Source organism: Micromonospora qiuiae (genome assembly GCF_016863555.1).
Taxonomy (GTDB): domain Bacteria; phylum Actinomycetota; class Actinomycetes; order Mycobacteriales; family Micromonosporaceae; genus Micromonospora; species Micromonospora qiuiae.
The window spans coordinates 146127-161133 of the sequence record NZ_BOPC01000017.1; the positions used below are offsets into that span (position 1 = coordinate 146127).

Annotated in this window: 13 protein-coding genes and 1 pseudogene; 2 read left to right on the forward strand and 12 right to left on the reverse strand. The window is 70.1% G+C overall.

Annotated elements, in window-relative coordinates; translation table 11 throughout:
- Positions 1-79 precede the first annotated feature (79 nt).
- Together Vqi01_RS07385 and Vqi01_RS07390 are read left to right on the forward strand one after the other, a co-directional pair.
- Positions 80-1414: a TrkH family potassium uptake protein gene (locus Vqi01_RS07385; RefSeq protein WP_204033813.1), complete on the forward strand. Its 1335-nt coding sequence runs from the start codon at positions 80-82 to the stop codon at positions 1412-1414.
- Positions 1404-2075: a potassium channel family protein gene (locus tag Vqi01_RS07390; RefSeq protein ID WP_204033814.1), complete on the forward strand. Its 672-nt coding sequence runs from the start codon at positions 1404-1406 to the stop codon at positions 2073-2075. Before Vqi01_RS07385 ends, Vqi01_RS07390 begins: the two co-directional genes overlap by 11 nt.
- A gap of 65 nt (positions 2076-2140) precedes the next feature.
- Here Vqi01_RS07390 and Vqi01_RS07395 read toward each other — a convergent pair whose 3' ends face one another.
- The 12 genes and pseudogenes from Vqi01_RS07395 to Vqi01_RS07450 all read right to left on the reverse strand — a co-directional run bounded on the left by Vqi01_RS07395 (position 2141) and on the right by Vqi01_RS07450 (position 14880).
- On the reverse strand, positions 2141-3550 hold the full coding sequence (locus Vqi01_RS07395; protein ID WP_204033815.1) for a CLIPPER-2 domain-containing protein: 1410 nt from the start codon (positions 3548-3550) through the stop codon (positions 2141-2143).
- Between the two features lie 122 nt (positions 3551-3672).
- A complete protein-coding gene (locus Vqi01_RS07400; RefSeq protein WP_204033816.1) occupies positions 3673-5358 on the reverse strand; it encodes a serine/threonine-protein kinase in 1686 nt (561 codons plus the stop codon).
- Positions 5359-5429: 71 nt separating this feature from the next.
- On the reverse strand, positions 5430-6983 hold the full coding sequence (locus Vqi01_RS07405) for a fused MFS/spermidine synthase (protein WP_204033817.1): 1554 nt from the start codon (positions 6981-6983) through the stop codon (positions 5430-5432).
- A 36-nt stretch (positions 6984-7019) separates the two neighbouring features.
- Positions 7020-8024, reverse strand: coding sequence for a coiled-coil domain-containing protein (locus tag Vqi01_RS07410; RefSeq protein WP_204033837.1), 1005 nt, complete (start codon positions 8022-8024; stop codon positions 7020-7022).
- A gap of 269 nt (positions 8025-8293) precedes the next feature.
- Positions 8294-9100 carry an inositol monophosphatase family protein gene (locus Vqi01_RS07415; protein WP_204033819.1) on the reverse strand — a complete coding sequence of 269 codons (807 nt, stop codon included), beginning with the start codon at positions 9098-9100 and terminating at the stop codon, positions 8294-8296.
- Positions 9093-9545 (reverse strand): response regulator, encoded by a 453-nt coding sequence (locus Vqi01_RS07420; RefSeq protein ID WP_204033820.1) that lies wholly within the window; start codon positions 9543-9545, stop codon positions 9093-9095. Before Vqi01_RS07420 ends, Vqi01_RS07415 begins: the two co-directional genes overlap by 8 nt.
- On the reverse strand, positions 9542-11344 hold the full coding sequence (locus Vqi01_RS07425) for a sensor histidine kinase (RefSeq protein ID WP_239098237.1): 1803 nt from the start codon (positions 11342-11344) through the stop codon (positions 9542-9544). Before Vqi01_RS07425 ends, Vqi01_RS07420 begins: the two co-directional genes overlap by 4 nt.
- Positions 11341-12567, reverse strand: coding sequence for a PP2C family protein-serine/threonine phosphatase (locus tag Vqi01_RS07430; protein ID WP_239098238.1), 1227 nt, complete (start codon positions 12565-12567; stop codon positions 11341-11343). The genes Vqi01_RS07425 and Vqi01_RS07430 overlap by 4 nt, the downstream gene beginning before the upstream one ends.
- 277 nt (positions 12568-12844) lie before the next feature.
- Positions 12845-13090, reverse strand: a pseudogene (locus Vqi01_RS07435) (RidA family protein); the annotation flags it as partial.
- 57 nt (positions 13091-13147) lie between these two features.
- Positions 13148-13924 (reverse strand): SDR family NAD(P)-dependent oxidoreductase, encoded by a 777-nt coding sequence (locus Vqi01_RS07440; RefSeq protein ID WP_204033822.1) that lies wholly within the window; start codon positions 13922-13924, stop codon positions 13148-13150.
- A 136-nt stretch (positions 13925-14060) separates the two neighbouring features.
- Entirely contained in the window at positions 14061-14315 is a 255-nt protein-coding gene (locus Vqi01_RS07445; RefSeq protein ID WP_013736060.1) for a Smr/MutS family protein, read from the reverse strand.
- 184 nt (positions 14316-14499) lie between these two features.
- The gene (locus Vqi01_RS07450; RefSeq protein WP_204033823.1) at positions 14500-14880 is read right to left on the reverse strand and encodes a tetratricopeptide repeat protein; all 381 of its coding nucleotides are present in this window, start codon (positions 14878-14880) and stop codon (positions 14500-14502) included.
- Positions 14881-15007 lie beyond the last annotated feature (127 nt).

Below are 15007 nucleotides of genomic sequence, written 5' to 3' on the forward strand. Positions count from 1 at the left end.
GCGCTTGACCGTCCGGTGAATCCTCGCCGATTGGCGTATTCGACTCCCGGGCAGGGGTTGGAATCGCCAAGATTGTCTGGTGCGCCGGTTCTTCCGTCACCCCGTCCGGCTCGTGCCGATCGGTTTCCTGGTGGCGATTCTGCTCGGCACCGGCCTGCTGATGCTGCCCCCGATGGCGGTCGAGCCCCGGCACCCGTCCTTCATCACCGCGCTGTTCACCAGCACCTCGGCGATCTCGGTCTCCGGTCTGGCCGTCGTCAGCACCCCGGACTACTGGTCCACCGCCGGCCTGGTGGTCATCGCCGTGCTCACCCAACTCGGCGGACTCGGCATCCTGACCGGCGCCGCGCTGGTGATCCTGACCGTCTCCCGCCGGCTCGGCCTGCACAATCGGCTGCTGGTCCAGGCCGAGACGCTGGAGTACGGGCTCGGCAACATCCGCCGGCTGCTGCTGCACATCGGCGTCACGGTGCTGGTCTGCGAGACACTGATGACGATCATCGTCAGTGGGCGGCTCTGGCTGGACTACGACTACTCGCTGGGCCGCGCGCTCTGGTCGGCCGGTTTCCACTCCGTACAGACGTTCAACAACTCCGGCTTCTCGCTCTACCCCGACGGGCTACGAGGCTTCTCCCGAGATCCCTGGGTCACCCTGCCGCTGGCCCTCGGCGGCATCGTCGGTGGGCTCGGCTTCCCGGCGCTGTTCGAGGCGGCCCGCCAATGGCGACGGCCGGTGCGCTGGGCGGTCGCCACCAAACTGAGCATCTGGGGCAGCCTCGCCCTGGTCGTTGTCGGCACCATGGCGTTCCTGGCCATCGAGTGGGCCAACCGCTGGACCATCGGGCAGTACGGCGTCGCGGACAAGCTGCTCGCCGCATTCGGCCAGATCGCGCTGGCCCGGACCGGCGGGATCGAGCTGGTGCCGGCCACCGCGCTCCGCGAGGAGAGCTACCCGCTGCTGATCGGGTTGATGTTCATCGGCGGCGGCAGCGCCAGCACGGCCGGTGGGATCAAGGTCTCCACCTTCTTCCTGCTCGCCTTCGTCATCTGGGCGGAGATCCGCGGCGAGCCCGACGTGACGGTGGGGCACCGTCGGGTCGCCACCGCCAGCCAACGACAGGCGCTCACCGTCACCCTGCTGAGTGTCGCGATCGTGGCCGGTGCCACCACCCTGCTCATCGCGATGACCAACCATTTGCCCTTCCAGGCCGCCCTCTTCGAGATCACTTCGGCCTTCAGCACCACCGGGCTCACGGTCGGCGTGACGTCGGCCCTCTCCGACGCCGGGCACCTCCTGCTGATCGCGTTGATGTACATCGGCCGGGTCGGGCCACTCACTCTCGGCTCGGCGATCGCCCTGAACACGCGGCACCGTCTCTATCGCTACGCAGAGGAGCAACCCATTGTCGGATAGGAACGCCGATTCCGAGGGCGTGGTCGTGATCGGGCTCGGTCGGTTCGGCAGCCACCTCGCCGAGTCGCTCAACGCGCTCGGCCACGAGGTACTGGCGATCGACGACAACCCGCAGCAGGTGCAGAAGTGGTCGGCGCAGCTCGCCCAGGTGGCGCAGGCAGACTCCACCAACGGGGAGGCGCTGCGCCAGCTCGGCGTGGCGGACCTGTCACGGGTGGTGGTGGCCATCGGCGCCTCGGTGGAGGCCAGCGTGCTCACCGTGCTCGCCCTGGTCGAGCTGGGCGTACCGCAGATCTGGGCCCGAGCCACCACCACCCAACACGCGAAGATTCTCGAAGCGGTCGGCGCCCAACACGTCATCTTTCCCGAGGCGGAGACGGGCGAACGGCTGGCTCATCTGATCGTCAGCCGGATGCTCGACTTCGTGGAGTTCGAGGGTGCCTTCGCCATCGCCAAGATGCGGGTGCCCCAGCCGCTGGTCGGTCGCGCGATCAGCGAGGCATGGTTGCTGAACCGCCACGGCGTACGCGTGGTCGGAGTCAAGCGGGCGACCGAAGACCGGTTCCATTATGTCTCGGAGGGGTTGGAGCTCTGCCCGGACGACATCATCATCGTGGAAGGCCCCATCGAGCAGGTCCAGCGTTTCTCCACCCTGACCTGACCGTGCGCGTACCGCGAACGCTCCGGGCACCGCGTGCGGTGCCCGGAGCGTTTCTGGCGTACGGGTCAGAGAGTGGAGCCGGCCCTGCGGCGGAACCGTGAGGCGCCGAGCAGCAGGCTGCCAGCGGCCAGCAGGCCGCCACCCAGGGCAAGTGTGCCGCCGGTGTCGTCGCCCGTCACCGGGAGCTTGCCGTGGTCCTTGTCGTGGTCCTTGTCGTGGTCCTTCCCATGGTCCTTGTCGTGGTCCTTGTCGTGGTCCTTGTCGTGGCCCTTGTCGTGGTCCTTGCGGTGATCGTGCTTGCCGTGCCGGATGCAGACCGTGACGGTGGCCGGGTCGGAAACCACGGTCTGGCTGCCGAACTTTCCGGTCGCCCGGGCGGTGTTGACCACCTTGCCGCGCTTGACGTCAGAATGAGTCACGACGTACGGCTTCACGGCATGGCAGTCGGTCGAGGTGCCCGGCGCCAGCGTGGTGCTGTTGCAGACCACCGGTCCGGCGGTCGGGTCGTTGACCGCGACGTCGGTGATCGTCACCGTGCCGGTGTTGGTCACCCGATAGGTGTAGTGGATCTTGTCACCCTTGGCCGCGAAACCGTCGTTCTCACACTTCTCACGGCAGTCCGAATCGACCCGCGCCTTCTTGTCGATCGACAAGCTGGCCTGCGGCTTCTGGGTCGTGACGGTGAACGTCGCCTTGTTGGACGGCACGGTCTGCTGACCGAAGAGGCCACTGGCCTGCGCCACGTTCACGATCTTGCCTGCGGCCACATCCGCCGCGGTCACCGTGTACTTACCCGTGCACGTCGTACTCGCCCCCGGCGCCAACGACGTCGCCACGCAGGTGATGCCCGTGACCGTGTCGTCCGCCACGGTGATACCCGTGATCGAAGAGGTCGTCCCCGTACTCGTATTCGTCACCGTGTACGTGTACGTCACCACGTCACCGGCCTTCAGCCCACTGGCCGGCGCACCCTTCTTGGTCAGCGACAGGCTCGGGCGCACCTGAGGGTTCGAGGCGGCGCAGGTGTGGGTGAGGACGAAGAACCTCTCCGTGCCCGTGACCACCGCCGTCGCCCCGGTCAGCGTCCAGCCGGCCGGGAGTACGATCCACGCCTTGCTGGTGCCCATGTTGTTGACCAGCGCGCTGTCCTGGGCGGTGGGAATCGTCCTGGTGACGGTGCCGCTGGGCGTGCTCCAGGTGCCCGTGACCGTCACGAACTCGTCGGTGGGCGGATTGCTGCCGGGCAGGTTGAAGACCCAGACGTCCTCGTTCTCGTACGGTCCGCCACCCAGGTTGGGATCGCATTTCTGGGTGAAGTCGGCCGCCGTCGTCGGGACGTTCTCCGGATTGATGCTGATCACCGTGTCGGCCATGGCCGGCGACGCGCCGACCGTCAGCATCGCGCCGGCCAGCAGGGCACCGGCGGCCAGACGACCCCAGGCACCTGCCCGTCCGGATGGTACAAGTCTGCTCATGTCAATCCCCGTGTCGTGAAGCCTCATTGACGCCGAGATCAACGAGCACCGGGCAGACATGTGATGTGACGCGGGGACAATTCACCCCGTCGGGTCATCGCCGCGCTGGTGAAACTGATCGGTTACCCCTTCTTCCCACCCCTGGCCTTCTCCGACTTGCCCTTCGTGCCCTTTGCCAGCTGGGCGTGCTTCGGCGGCTTGCCCTTCTCCGGCTTGCCCTTGCCCGGCTTGCCCTTGCCCGGTTGGTCCTTCTTCGGCTTTGACTCCGGCTTTGCCTTGGTGCCACCGGCACCACCGGAGCCGGCCTTGCCGGTGGCGGCCCGCACCGGTTTCGGGGCCGGTTTGGCGCTCGGTGCGGCACCGGCCACCCCGGCGACCTGCACACCGCACATCTCCTCGCCCACCCGGAACTCCACCGGCAGCGGGTTCGACCCGGTGTACGTGCCGGACAGGCTCAGCTTCTCGGTGGCGCCCGGGGCCAGCGGGGGTCGCTGCTGATCGGGCTGCACGACCACCGCCCGCCCCTGTTGGCGCACCGGCGCCGGGGTCGCCCTGGTCACCTTCTGCTCACCCGGAAAGGCGAAGCGCATCGTCCAGTCGCGCAACTCGCGGTCGCCGGTGTTGGTCAGGCGCACCTCAGCGGTGAAATCCTTGCCGGAGTCCTTACGCAGCGTGTACGACACCTGGCACGGGAACTGCTGCTCGCCGCCGATGCGGGCCTGGGCCGGCTGGTCGATGCCGCCGCTGGCCGGGCTGCGCGAGGTGATCCCCCACACTCCCGCCGTCACGGCCATCAGCGCCGCCGCGGCCACCCCCGCCTCGATCCGGCGGCGGCGGTCCATCGTCCGGCGGGTCCGTAGACCGGCGAAGGGCAACGCGTCGGTCGCGGCGGACCACGGCAGGATCGTGGTGTTGATGCTGGCCAGCCGCAACGGCTCGGCCCGCGCCTCACCGGCGGGCACCGCCGGCGCCCGGCCAGCTGCCTCCGCGAGCGTACGGGCCAGCTCGGTGGTGGCCGGCCGGTCCGCCGGACGCTTCGCCAGGCAGCGGCGGACCAGATCGGCGACCTCGGTGGGCAGGCCCGGCACCGACGGCATCGGTTCGGGCTCGCGGTACATGTGTGCCCGCAGCATCTGCGTGGTGGTGTCGGCCTGCCAGGGCAGCCGTCCGGTGAGCATCCGGTAGAGCAGCAGTCCCACCGCGTACACATCGGTGGCCGGGCTGACCTGGCCGTTGTCGAGCCGTTCCGGGGCGAGATAGGCGGGCGTGCCCAGCAGCGTTCCGTCCGGCGCCTTCTCGCTCTCGCCGACCAGCGCCGAGATACCGAAGTCGACCACCTTCACGCCGGTCGGGGTGAGCATCACGTTGCCGGGCGTGACGTCGCGGTGCACCACGCCCCGCGCATGCGCGGTGGCCAGCGCGGAGGCGACCTCCGCGGCGACAGTCACCGCCTCCCGCCACGGCAGGCGGCGGTCGCGGGCGAGCCGCGCGGTCAGCGGGACGCCGTCGACCAACTCCATCACCACGTACGGCACGGTCAGCCCGACCTGTTCGGACTCCCCGTAGTCGTACACGTTGGTGATGTTGGGGTGGCAGAGCCGGGCGGACGCCTGGGCCTCACTGCGGATCCGGTGCCGGAACGCCCGATCGCTGGCCAGCCGCGAGGCCAGTACCTTCACCGCGACCTGACGGCCGAGCACCTCGTCGTAGCCGCGCCAGACCACCGACATCCCGCCCGCGCCGAGCTGCTCGATCAGCCGGTACCGCTCACCGAGCAGCTGTGCGCCGCCGTGTACCCCTCCGCCCATGGTCGGCGTTGTTGCCCGACGCGAAGCCGGCTACACCTTTCTGGTCAGATTCGGTCAGCGATGTCACCCGATCAGGCGGTGGCCAGGAGCTGGTCCACCGGCGCGTAATCGTCGGTCAGCACCAGCGCCGCGCCGATGAAGTCGCTCAGCTCGCCACCGGAGAGCAGGCTGGCCGGCTCGTTGTCGGCGTCCAGGCGGGCCCGCACGGCCGCCAACGGCAGCGGCACGTCGGAGGCGACGATCAGGAAGTTGGCGCCCCGCGCGCCGGCCAGCGCCTCCGGCGGTGCGATCAGCGCCACGTGCCGGAACTCGGCGGCGACGGTGGCCACCTCGCTGGTGATGAACCGCAGCGGGGGGTAGTCGATGACGTTCTGCACGTACACTCCGCCGGGCCGGGCGACCCGCCGGATCTCGGCGGCCATCTCCCGGGTGGCCAGGTGCCAGGGCACCACCAGGTGCCCGAACGCGTCACCGACCACGAAGTCCCGGCTGTCGGTCGCCTCGGCCGTCACCAGTAGCCGGGCGTCGCCCACCACCGCCCGCAGGTCGGGCCCCTGCACCACGCCGAGCTGCCGTTCGCCCAGCTCGACCAGCCCGCCGTCGATCTCGAAGACCAGGTTGTCGGTGCCGGCGCGGGTGGCGGTCAGATAGCGGGGCACGGTGAACCCACCGCCGCCCAGATGCAGCGCGTCGAGCCGCTGCCCCGGCGGAGCGATGACGTCGGCCACCGCACCGATCCACCGGATGTACGCGTACTCCAGATGGGTCGGGTCGGCCAGGTCGACGTACGAGTGCTGGGCCGAGTTGAGCAGCAGCGTCCGCCCGCTGGGCCGCCCGGCATCGGCCTCGACCCGGGCGCAGTGGTACGCCGTCTCCACATCGCACGGGTTGGGCGCGATCACGGTCAGTCCGGCCCCGATCAGGCCGAGCGCCGCCAGGGCGGACTTGAGCCGGGCCGGACCGGGCAGCGTGGCGCGGTCCTGCCGGCGCAGATACACCCAGAGCGCAACGCCGACGACGCCGAGCGAGCCGGCCAGCCCGAACAGGATGACGGTGCTGGGCAGGGCGGCGACCAGCACGAAGCCGGTGACCAGGGTGGCCGTGACGGCGCCCAGCGTGCCGATGCTGGAGAGCCGGCCGACCACCTGGCCGGTGCGGCGCAGGTCGGCCAGTTGCAGCTTGACCACCAGCGGGGTGACGGCGGACAGCAGCATCGCGGGGGCGAACACGGCGACCGCGACCAACAGCAGGATGGCGCTGGCCGCGCCGCCGCGCAGCACCTCACCGGCGTAACGCACCGCGGGCAGGGTGATCGCGGTGGCGATGCCGGCGAGCACCAGCGCCGGCGCGAGCAGGGTACGCGGGTTACGCCGGTCGGCGAGCCAGCCGCCCGCCCACGCCCCGTACGCGATCGCGGCCAGCGCGATGCCGATGACCGAGCTGGTCACCTGGAGGGTGACGCCCACGTACGGCCCGACCAGGCGCAGCGCGGCGGTCTCCAGGACCAGGACGGCACCACTGGAGTAGAAGACCAGGAACGCGGCGAGCCCGTTGGGAAGGGCCCGAACGGCCTCCGGCTCGGACGGTGCCGGTGGGACCGACACGTCGGACGATGGAGAGTTCATCGTGGCGATCGTACGCAGCGATCCCCCGGTCGAAGGTCAGTACATCGAGAGATGAACGTGGTTCGTGTGATCGGCGGCCGGGCTGCCACTGCCGCTGTACGCCCGCCATCCGGTCCCCGGATGCCAGATCTGTCGGTACCAGATCACGTACAGCACACCGAGCCGGTCGGCGTTACGCACGTGCCAGGCGGCCAGGCTGTCTCCGTACGCCTTGTCGCCGCCGGTGGCGGTGCGATCCTCGAAGCCGTTGGTGGCCGCCGAGAAGTCGCAGGCCCGGCCCTTGGGGTGCTCGCCCGAGCCGCCGCTGCGGTAGCAGGAGACGTGCCGCTTGTACCCGGCGGCCTGGGTCTGCTGGAGAGCGTGCAGCGTACGCGGCGTGATGCAGCCGGAGGTGGTGGGATCGTTCACCGAGCACGACTCGCTCGGCCACGACCCGTCGGAGTTGCGCGGCGCCGGCCTCGCCGAGGTGGAGTTGGCGCCGCTGAACCCGCCGCTGCTGCCCGAGCTGACCGCCGCCAGGGCGGCCTCGGCCTCCTTCTTCTTCTTCGCCATCACCGCGACCTGCTTCTGCTGCTCGCGGACCTCGGCGTTGATCGCGAGCTTCGCCTGCCGGGCCTGCTCGCGCGCCTCGGTCAGCTCACGCACCCGGCGGCCGTCCCGTTGGGCCATCATGTCGAGGCTGGCGGCCCGCTGCACGAACGCCTCGGGGGTGGCGCTGTCCAGCAGCGCGGCGGCGGCACTCAACCGGCCGACCCGGTAGGACTGGGCCGCCACCTCACCGACCAGGACGGTCAGCTCGACCAGGCGGTCCTCCACCTCGGCCAGCTCGACGCCGAGCTGCTTCTGTCGCTTCTTGGAGCCCTCGAGCTTGCGCTTGGCCTCGATGTGCGCCTTGGCGGTGGCCTCCAGGGCATCCCGCAGCTTCTTGCTGCCGCCTTCGTTCGGCTCGGCGTACGCCGGCACGGCACCGACACCGAGCAGCAGCGCCACGGCGGCGAGCAGGGCGATCAGCGGCCGGTGCATCCGCCGCCGGATGAACATGGACCTGCGCACGAAAGCATCCTTCCGTCAGCCGCCGGCCCCCCACTGCTCACTCTGCGCTGGCGGCAACCTCCGCCGGCGCCGGTCGGCGGCCTGCCTCCGAAGACCGCCGGTCACGATACCGGAACCATCCTCACAACCCCTTCCCCCACCCTCCGCCCCTCCACCCCCGGTAACCCGCGCCTCACACCCTGCGTTGATCGCGAGGTTGTCGATCTTCACACTGCCGCCAACCTCATGATCGACGCGTGATCGGGGGGTGGGGGTGGTCAGGTGGGGAGGAGGGTTTGGCGGACCTGGGCCCAGACCTCGGTGGTGACGGCGACCAGGAGGCCGTGGCCGGTGTTGGCGGGGTGGTAGTCGGTGCCGTCGAAGCGGCGGGCGACGCCGCCCGCAGCCCGGACCAGCAGGGTGCCGGGGCCATGATCCCAGGGCAGGGTGCGCCAGAAGATGACGAACTGCTGCCGGCCGGTGAGCAGGTCGAGGTACTCGCGACCGGCACAGTGCTGGCCCGGCAGCAACTCGCCGACCCGATGCCCGCCCGACTCGACCGTCTGACGCGCGGCCGGCGGAAGGAACCTGGTCATCGCCGCGCCGCGCAGTTCGCCGACCGGCGGCGCGGGCGGCAACCGCAGCGGCCGGCCGTCCAGGTGCGCGCCCTCGCCGAAGCGGGCGGTGGCCAACGTCCCGGCCAGCGGGTCGTACACCCAGGCGGCCACCGGCTCACCGTCGGTCTGCAGGGAGACCATCAGCGCGAACGGGCGGCGGCCCGCCGCGAAGTTCGCCGTACCGTCGATCGGATCGACCAGCCACACGTCGCCCGCGCCGCTCAGGTGGCGCAGCAGGTCGGGATCGTCGGCCACCGCCTCCTCGCCGACCACGACCGAGCCCGGCCGCAGCCGGCGCAACCCGTCCGTGATCATGTCCTCGGCCTTGCGGTCGGCGACGGTGACCAGCTCGCCGGGGGCCTTCTCGGTGACGTCGGCCTCGCCGAGGCGGCGGAAGGACGGCAGTACGACCCGGTCTGCGGTCTCCCGCAGCAGCCCGGCGACCTCGTCGAGCAGTGTGTCAACCACGTGGCGGCAGCTTCACCACGCTGACGAAGAACTCGTCGATCTGTCTGACCACCGCGATGAACCGCTCGAAGTCCACCGGCTTGGTCACGTACGCGTTCGCGTGCAGCTGGTAGCTGCGCAGGATGTCCTCGTCGGCCTCGGAGGTGGTCAGCACCACCACCGGGATCCGGCAGAGCTGCTCGTCCTTCTTGATCTCCTCAAGCACCTCCCGGCCGTCCCGGCGGGGCAGGTTCAGGTCGAGCAGGATCAGATCCGGAAGCACCGCGTCCGCGTACTGGCCCTCGCGGCGCAGGTAGGCGAGCGCCTCGGTCCCGTCGGAGACGACGTTCAGCCGATTGCGCAGCTTGTGCTCCTCGAACGCCTCCCGCGTCATCAGCACGTCACCCGGATCGTCCTCGACCAGCAGGACCTCGATCGGGCTGCTGCCGTCCGTCGGCGCGGTCATCTCACCGCCTCCTTCGTGCCACCTGCTCCACCGCTGTCCGGCGTTGGCCGGTCGGCCGGCGTTGATTTGTCGGACGACGTTGACCGGTCGGCCAGCACACTGACGGTACCCTCGCCGGCCGGTGAAACCTCGTCGGCTCCGGACCCGTCGGCTCCGGGCAGGCTCTCCTCGGGCCGGTCAGCGAGTTCCTGCCCGTCGTCGGTACCGGTGGCCGGACCATCCGTTCCGCTGGCGGTCGTCGCGCCCCCGACCTCGGTGGGCAACGCCGGCAGGGTGAACCGGATCGCGGTGCCCTCCGGCACATCGGTGTCCACCCAGACCCGCCCACCGTGGTACTCCACGATCTTCTTCACGATGGCCAGCCCGATTCCCGTCCCGGGGTACGCGTCCTTCGCGTGCAACCGCTGGAAGATCACGAAAATCTTGTCGGCGAACTCCGGCTCGATCCCGATGCCGTTGTCCTGGCAGGTGATCTCCCACTCGTCGTCGACCAGCCGGGCGGAGACGTGCACCCTCGGCGGCACGTCGGGGCGGCGGAACTTGACCGAGTTGCTGACCAGATTCACCAGCAGGTTGGTCAGCAGTGGCTCCTCCCCCCGGATCACCGGCAGGTCGTCCCAGGTCAGCTCGGCGTCGGCGTACTGGCGGGCCGGCTCGGTCTGCGCGGCGACCTCGGCCATCAGCTGGTTCAGGTCGACATCGGTGAAGCCGGCGGTGATCCGGCCGATCCGGGAAAACGCCAGCAGGTCGTTGATTAGCCGCTGCATCCGCTGCGCGCCGTCCACCGCGAAGGCGATGTACTGGTCGGCCCGCTCGTCGAGCCGGCCCGCGTACCGGCGTTGCAGCAGCTGGCAGAAGCTGGCCACCTTACGCAGCGGCTCCTGGAGGTCGTGCGAGGCGACGTAGGCGAACTGCTCCAGATCACGGTTGGACCGGGTCAGCTCCTCGGCCTGCTTCTGCAACTGGGAGTTGACCCACTCGATCCGCTCCCGTGCCTCGCGCACCTCGGCCAGGTCCGCCGCGATTTTCTGGCGCATCGCGTCCACGTCCTCGCCGAGGCGCTGGAACTCCGGCGGGCCGGTGCCGCCGATCCGGTGACCGTAGTCGCCGGTGGCGACCTGACGGATCTGCCCGGCCAGGGCGGTCAGCGGACGCAGCACCATCCGGTCCAGCGAGACCAGCAGCGCGATACCGGCCAGCGCGACCACCAGGCCGGCGACCATGAGCAGTACGACCAGAAGGTTCCCGGCCCGCTCCACATCCCGGGCGGTGGCCTCCCGGGCGGCCAGGATCTCATCCTGCAGCGCGCCCACGGCGGTGCGCAGTTCGTCGAAGCGCCCCCGGCTCTCGTCGGTCAACAGCGCCTGCCCGGTCGTCGTGCCACGGGCGTCGGTCGTCTCGATCACCGGCTGGGCGACGTCCCGCCGCCACTCGTCGGCCAGCCGTTCGACCCTGCGCAGCTCCGCCTGGATGGCGGGATAGTTGGCGGCCAACTCCCGGATCTGCGCCGCGGTCGCCTCCTCCCGTGCCATGCCCCGCTCGTACGAGGCGAGGTCCTCAGGGTCGGCGGTCACCGCGTACCCGCGGACCCCGGTCTCCTGGTCGAGCAACGCGCTGAGCAGCTCCTCGCCCTGCACCCGCAGTGGCCCGACCTGCACCAGCAGCACATCGGTGTACCCGCGGCTCTTCGTGGCGACGACTCCCTCGGCCACCGCGAGGCCGAGCAGCATCGCGCCGACGATGCCGAGCAGCGCCAGCACCCGACTACGCAGCGTCCACCGGCCGGTCCTGGGGCTCACCGGCCACCACCCCGGGAGACCAGCAGCATCGCCACGTCGTCGGCGAACGGGCCATCGTTGAGCTCCTCCGCCCGCCCCACCAGCCAGGCGGGCAGCTCGGGCAGCGGGACGTCCCGGCTGGCCGGTTCGGCGAGCAGACGGGTCAGGCCGGGCACGTCGAGACGCTCGTCGCCGTCGCCGATCCGGCCCTCGATCAGGCCGTCGGTGTACATCAGCAGGGACCAGTCATCGGTGTCGAACTCCAGGTCGAAGGCGACGGGCCGACGGGGGCGTACGCCCAGCAGCAGGCCGCCCGGCGCCGCCACCGGGGCCACCCGGCCTCCGGAGAGCAGGACCGGCGGCGGGTGACCGGCCAGCCGTACGGTTGCCCGGTTGGCGCTGAGATCCAGCCGGACCGTCGCCACGGTGGCGAAAATCTCCTGGAGCCGGCGCTCGCTCATCAGCACCTGCTCCAGCGCGGGAAGCACCTCGTCGTCCGGCACCCCGGCGAGGACCAGGGCCCGCCAGGCCACGCGCAGCTCGACGCCGAGCGCCGCCTCGTCCACGCCGTGCCCGCACACGTCTCCGACGATCAGGTCGACCCGGTCGGGACGGGTCTGCACCACGTCGTAGAAGTCCCCGCCAATCAGGGCGGCGTGCCGGCCCGGCCGGTAGAAGGTGTGCACCGCGATCTGCTCGGTGGACATCAGCGGCTGGGGCAGCAGCCCGCGCTCCAGGCGGGCGGACTCGGCCTGGCGCAGTTCCACCTCGCGCAGCCGGCGGGCGTTCTCGTCGGCCCGCTTGCGCTCCACCGCGTAGCGCAGCGCCCGGGTCAGCAACACGCCGTCGACCTGGCCCTTGACCAGATAGTCCTGGGCCCCCTCGGCGACCGCGACGATGCCCAGATGCTCGTCGGAGCGGCCGGTGAGCACGCAGACCGCCGCGCTGCCGGACATCTCCAGCACCTGCCGCAGACCATCCAGCCCCTGCGCGTCGGGCAGACCGAGGTCGAGCAGGACGCAGTCCACGCCGGCGACCCGCTGTCGCGCCTCGCTCAGGCTGGTGGCGACCAGCAGCTCGATCCCCGAATTCGTCTCGGCCAGCAGTTCGCCGACGAGAAACGCGTCACCCTCGTCGTCCTCGACCAGCAGCACCCGTAGCCGCTCACCGGGCGGCAGGTTGGGGACGCGACCCAGACCGCCGCCCTGCGGGTAGGGCCACGACACGACGGAGGGACCGGTCATACCGGTCCCCCGGTGCGGCCAGGTCGCCGCCGCGACGGGCGGGAGATCGCTGGTGATGTCGGGCTCCTTCCGACTGCCCTGCTGATCCTGTATTAGACAACGTTCGCACACAACATGACGGAGTGCCCTGGGCCGGCATCGGGGATGCTTGCCTACCCGGAGGCCGCTCGCTGATCTTGCACTTTTCGTCCCCGCAAAACCTGACACAAGGGGCATAAAGGCGACCGAAACTGCAAGGTCGGCGAGGATGGCCGACGACATGCCCCCGGTCGTGAGGTCAGCGGTCGGCGATCGCTGCGACTGCCTCGATCTCGACCAGCAGATCCGGTCGGAACAGCCCTGCTACCTGGACAAGTGAGCTGGTCGGCGGCCGTTCGATGTTGATGAACTCGTCCCGTACCGCTCGTACGATCGCCAGCGCAGAGGTATCAACCACGTAGAAGGTGAGCTTGAAGACGTCGTCCCAGGTTGCGCCGGCAGCGACCAGGGCGGCACCGACATTGCGCATGGCCTGGCGGGTTCCTTCCGCCCACCGAGCACGCGCGCCCTGGCATGGGTCGAAGTCCCGGCCTTGGCCAGGTCAGACCCGAGGGATGGCCAGCACGCCGGCGATTCCGCCGTCGACAGGCACAGTCACGCCGTTGACGTAGGCGGAGTAGTCGCTGGCGAGGAACGCCGCGACCCGTGCGATGTCCTCGGCGGTGCCGAGCCGCCCGGACGGGATCTGGGAGAAGTAGTCCTGGTCGCTTCCCGGCAACGAGTCCAGCCAGATCCGGAAGCCGACAGTGTCCATCGATCCGGGGGAGATCACGTTGGCCCGGATGCCGTACTGGCCGTACTCGGCGGCGATGTTGCGCGTGAGCGCGATCATCCCGGCCTTGGCCGCCCCATAGGCGGCAAGTCCGGGGACGGCTCCCAGCCCCGCTCCGGAGGTCGTCGACAGGATCGTTCCGGAACGCTGGGCCATCATCACGGGGAGAGCGGCATGCACGCCGTAGAACATCGAGAACAGGTTGAGCTCGACGACCCGACGGAACTCTGCCGGTGACATCTCGTGGGTGGGCTCGGGCTGCGCTCCGCCGGCGTTGTTGAACAGGACGTCGAGCCGACCGAACCGCTCCACCGCCGTGTTGATGAGCGCGGCGACCTGCTCCTGCGCCATGACGTCGGCGGCGACGGCGACCGCCGTGCCACCCTTCTGCCGGATCTGCCCGACCGTGGCCTCAGCGCCCTGCGCATCGATGTCACTGACCACGACCGTGGCCCCCAGGGAGGCGAACTCCATGGCGCTGGCCCGGCCGATGCCGCTGGCGGCACCGGTGATCACGGTGATCTTGTCGTTCAGGTTCAGTTCCATGCCCGAAACCTCTTGATATGGGAGTCCCTGAACATGAGTGTGGGCCGGCACCGAAGGACCGACCCCAGAACACCGAGTCCTTCACTCTTTTGCCTGGCGGCTCGGCCGCTGCACGGAGGTCGGACAGCGAGGGCTCCTACTTCCAGCGGAAGTGGACGAAGAGGCGGCCGAAGTTCTTGGAGTCCTTCTCCACCCGGTGGTAGAGCTGCTTGACGTCCTTCTGGTCGAGGAAGCGCAGCACCCGCTTCTTCAACTGGCCGGAACCCTTGCCGGGGATGATCTCGACGAGAGTGGCCTTCTTCGCCACCGCCTCGTCCATGATCCCCCGCAGCGCCCGATCGATGTCGTGGCCCTTGTTGAAGATGTCGTGCAGGTCCAGCTTCAGCTTCATGCCGCGTCCACCGTCCGGTCGGCTCCCATGCGGCCATCGTAGGCACGCCGGCCGTCGGCTCCGGCAGCCCGCGCCCGCCGGCGGCCGCCGGCCGCCGGCCGCCGGCCGAGGCGACGAGGGACAGCCCGGGTGGGCTGCCCCTCGTCGCGATGGTCACACTCCGGCCAGCAACGCCGGGATGGCCTCAGCGGCCACCACCGCCGACCTTGGTCTCAACCCGCCGCAGGGCGGTCGTGTAGTCGTTGTCGTCGTTGTCGGAGCAGTGCATGGCCGCCGCGATGCGCAGGTGCCGCAGGGCGTCCGTGTGCCGGTTCAGCCGCTCCAGCGTCCGGCCCAGCACATGGTGGGCGTAGTGGTCGCTGGGGTTGCGGTCGACCAGTTCCCGCAGCTGCTGCTCGGCCCGGCCGAGTTGGGCCGACTGGTAGTACGCCCGGGCCAGCAGCTGCCGTACCGCAGCGTTGTCGGGCTCTGCCTCGACGATCGGTTCGAGCAGCCGAGCCGCCCCGATCGGGTCCCCGGCCTCGAAGAACAGGGTCGCCCGCCGGTATTCGGCCAGAAGATCCATCTCGCCACCCCCTCCGTGTCGCGCCACTGTCCCGACGCTGGCACAACATCGGACGTCCCGCGACTGTTCCCGAGCGCTTTTCCGGCGCGATGCACATCCCCGCGCCGTCTCAACCGCTTGTTGATAA

Excerpts from the sequence above, each read along its gene's own strand:
- Vqi01_RS07430 (WP_239098238.1), bottom strand. The coding sequence starts at position 12,567 with ATGACCGGTCCCTCCGTCGTGTCGTGGCCCTACCCGCAGGGCGGCGGT.
- Vqi01_RS07445 (WP_013736060.1), bottom strand. The coding sequence starts at position 14,315 with ATGAAGCTGAAGCTGGACCTGCACGACATCTTCAACAAGGGCCACGAC.
- Vqi01_RS07420 (WP_204033820.1), bottom strand. The coding sequence starts at position 9,545 with ATGACCGCGCCGACGGACGGCAGCAGCCCGATCGAGGTCCTGCTGGTC.
- Vqi01_RS07440 (WP_204033822.1), bottom strand. The coding sequence starts at position 13,924 with ATGGAACTGAACCTGAACGACAAGATCACCGTGATCACCGGTGCCGCC.
- Vqi01_RS07400 (WP_204033816.1), bottom strand. The coding sequence starts at position 5,358 with ATGGGCGGAGGGGTACACGGCGGCGCACAGCTGCTCGGTGAGCGGTAC.
- Vqi01_RS07410 (WP_204033837.1), bottom strand. The coding sequence starts at position 8,024 with ATGTTCATCCGGCGGCGGATGCACCGGCCGCTGATCGCCCTGCTCGCC.
- Vqi01_RS07450 (WP_204033823.1), bottom strand. The coding sequence starts at position 14,880 with ATGGATCTTCTGGCCGAATACCGGCGGGCGACCCTGTTCTTCGAGGCC.
- Vqi01_RS07395 (WP_204033815.1), bottom strand. The coding sequence starts at position 3,550 with ATGAGCAGACTTGTACCATCCGGACGGGCAGGTGCCTGGGGTCGTCTG.
- Vqi01_RS07405 (WP_204033817.1), bottom strand. The coding sequence starts at position 6,983 with ATGAACTCTCCATCGTCCGACGTGTCGGTCCCACCGGCACCGTCCGAG.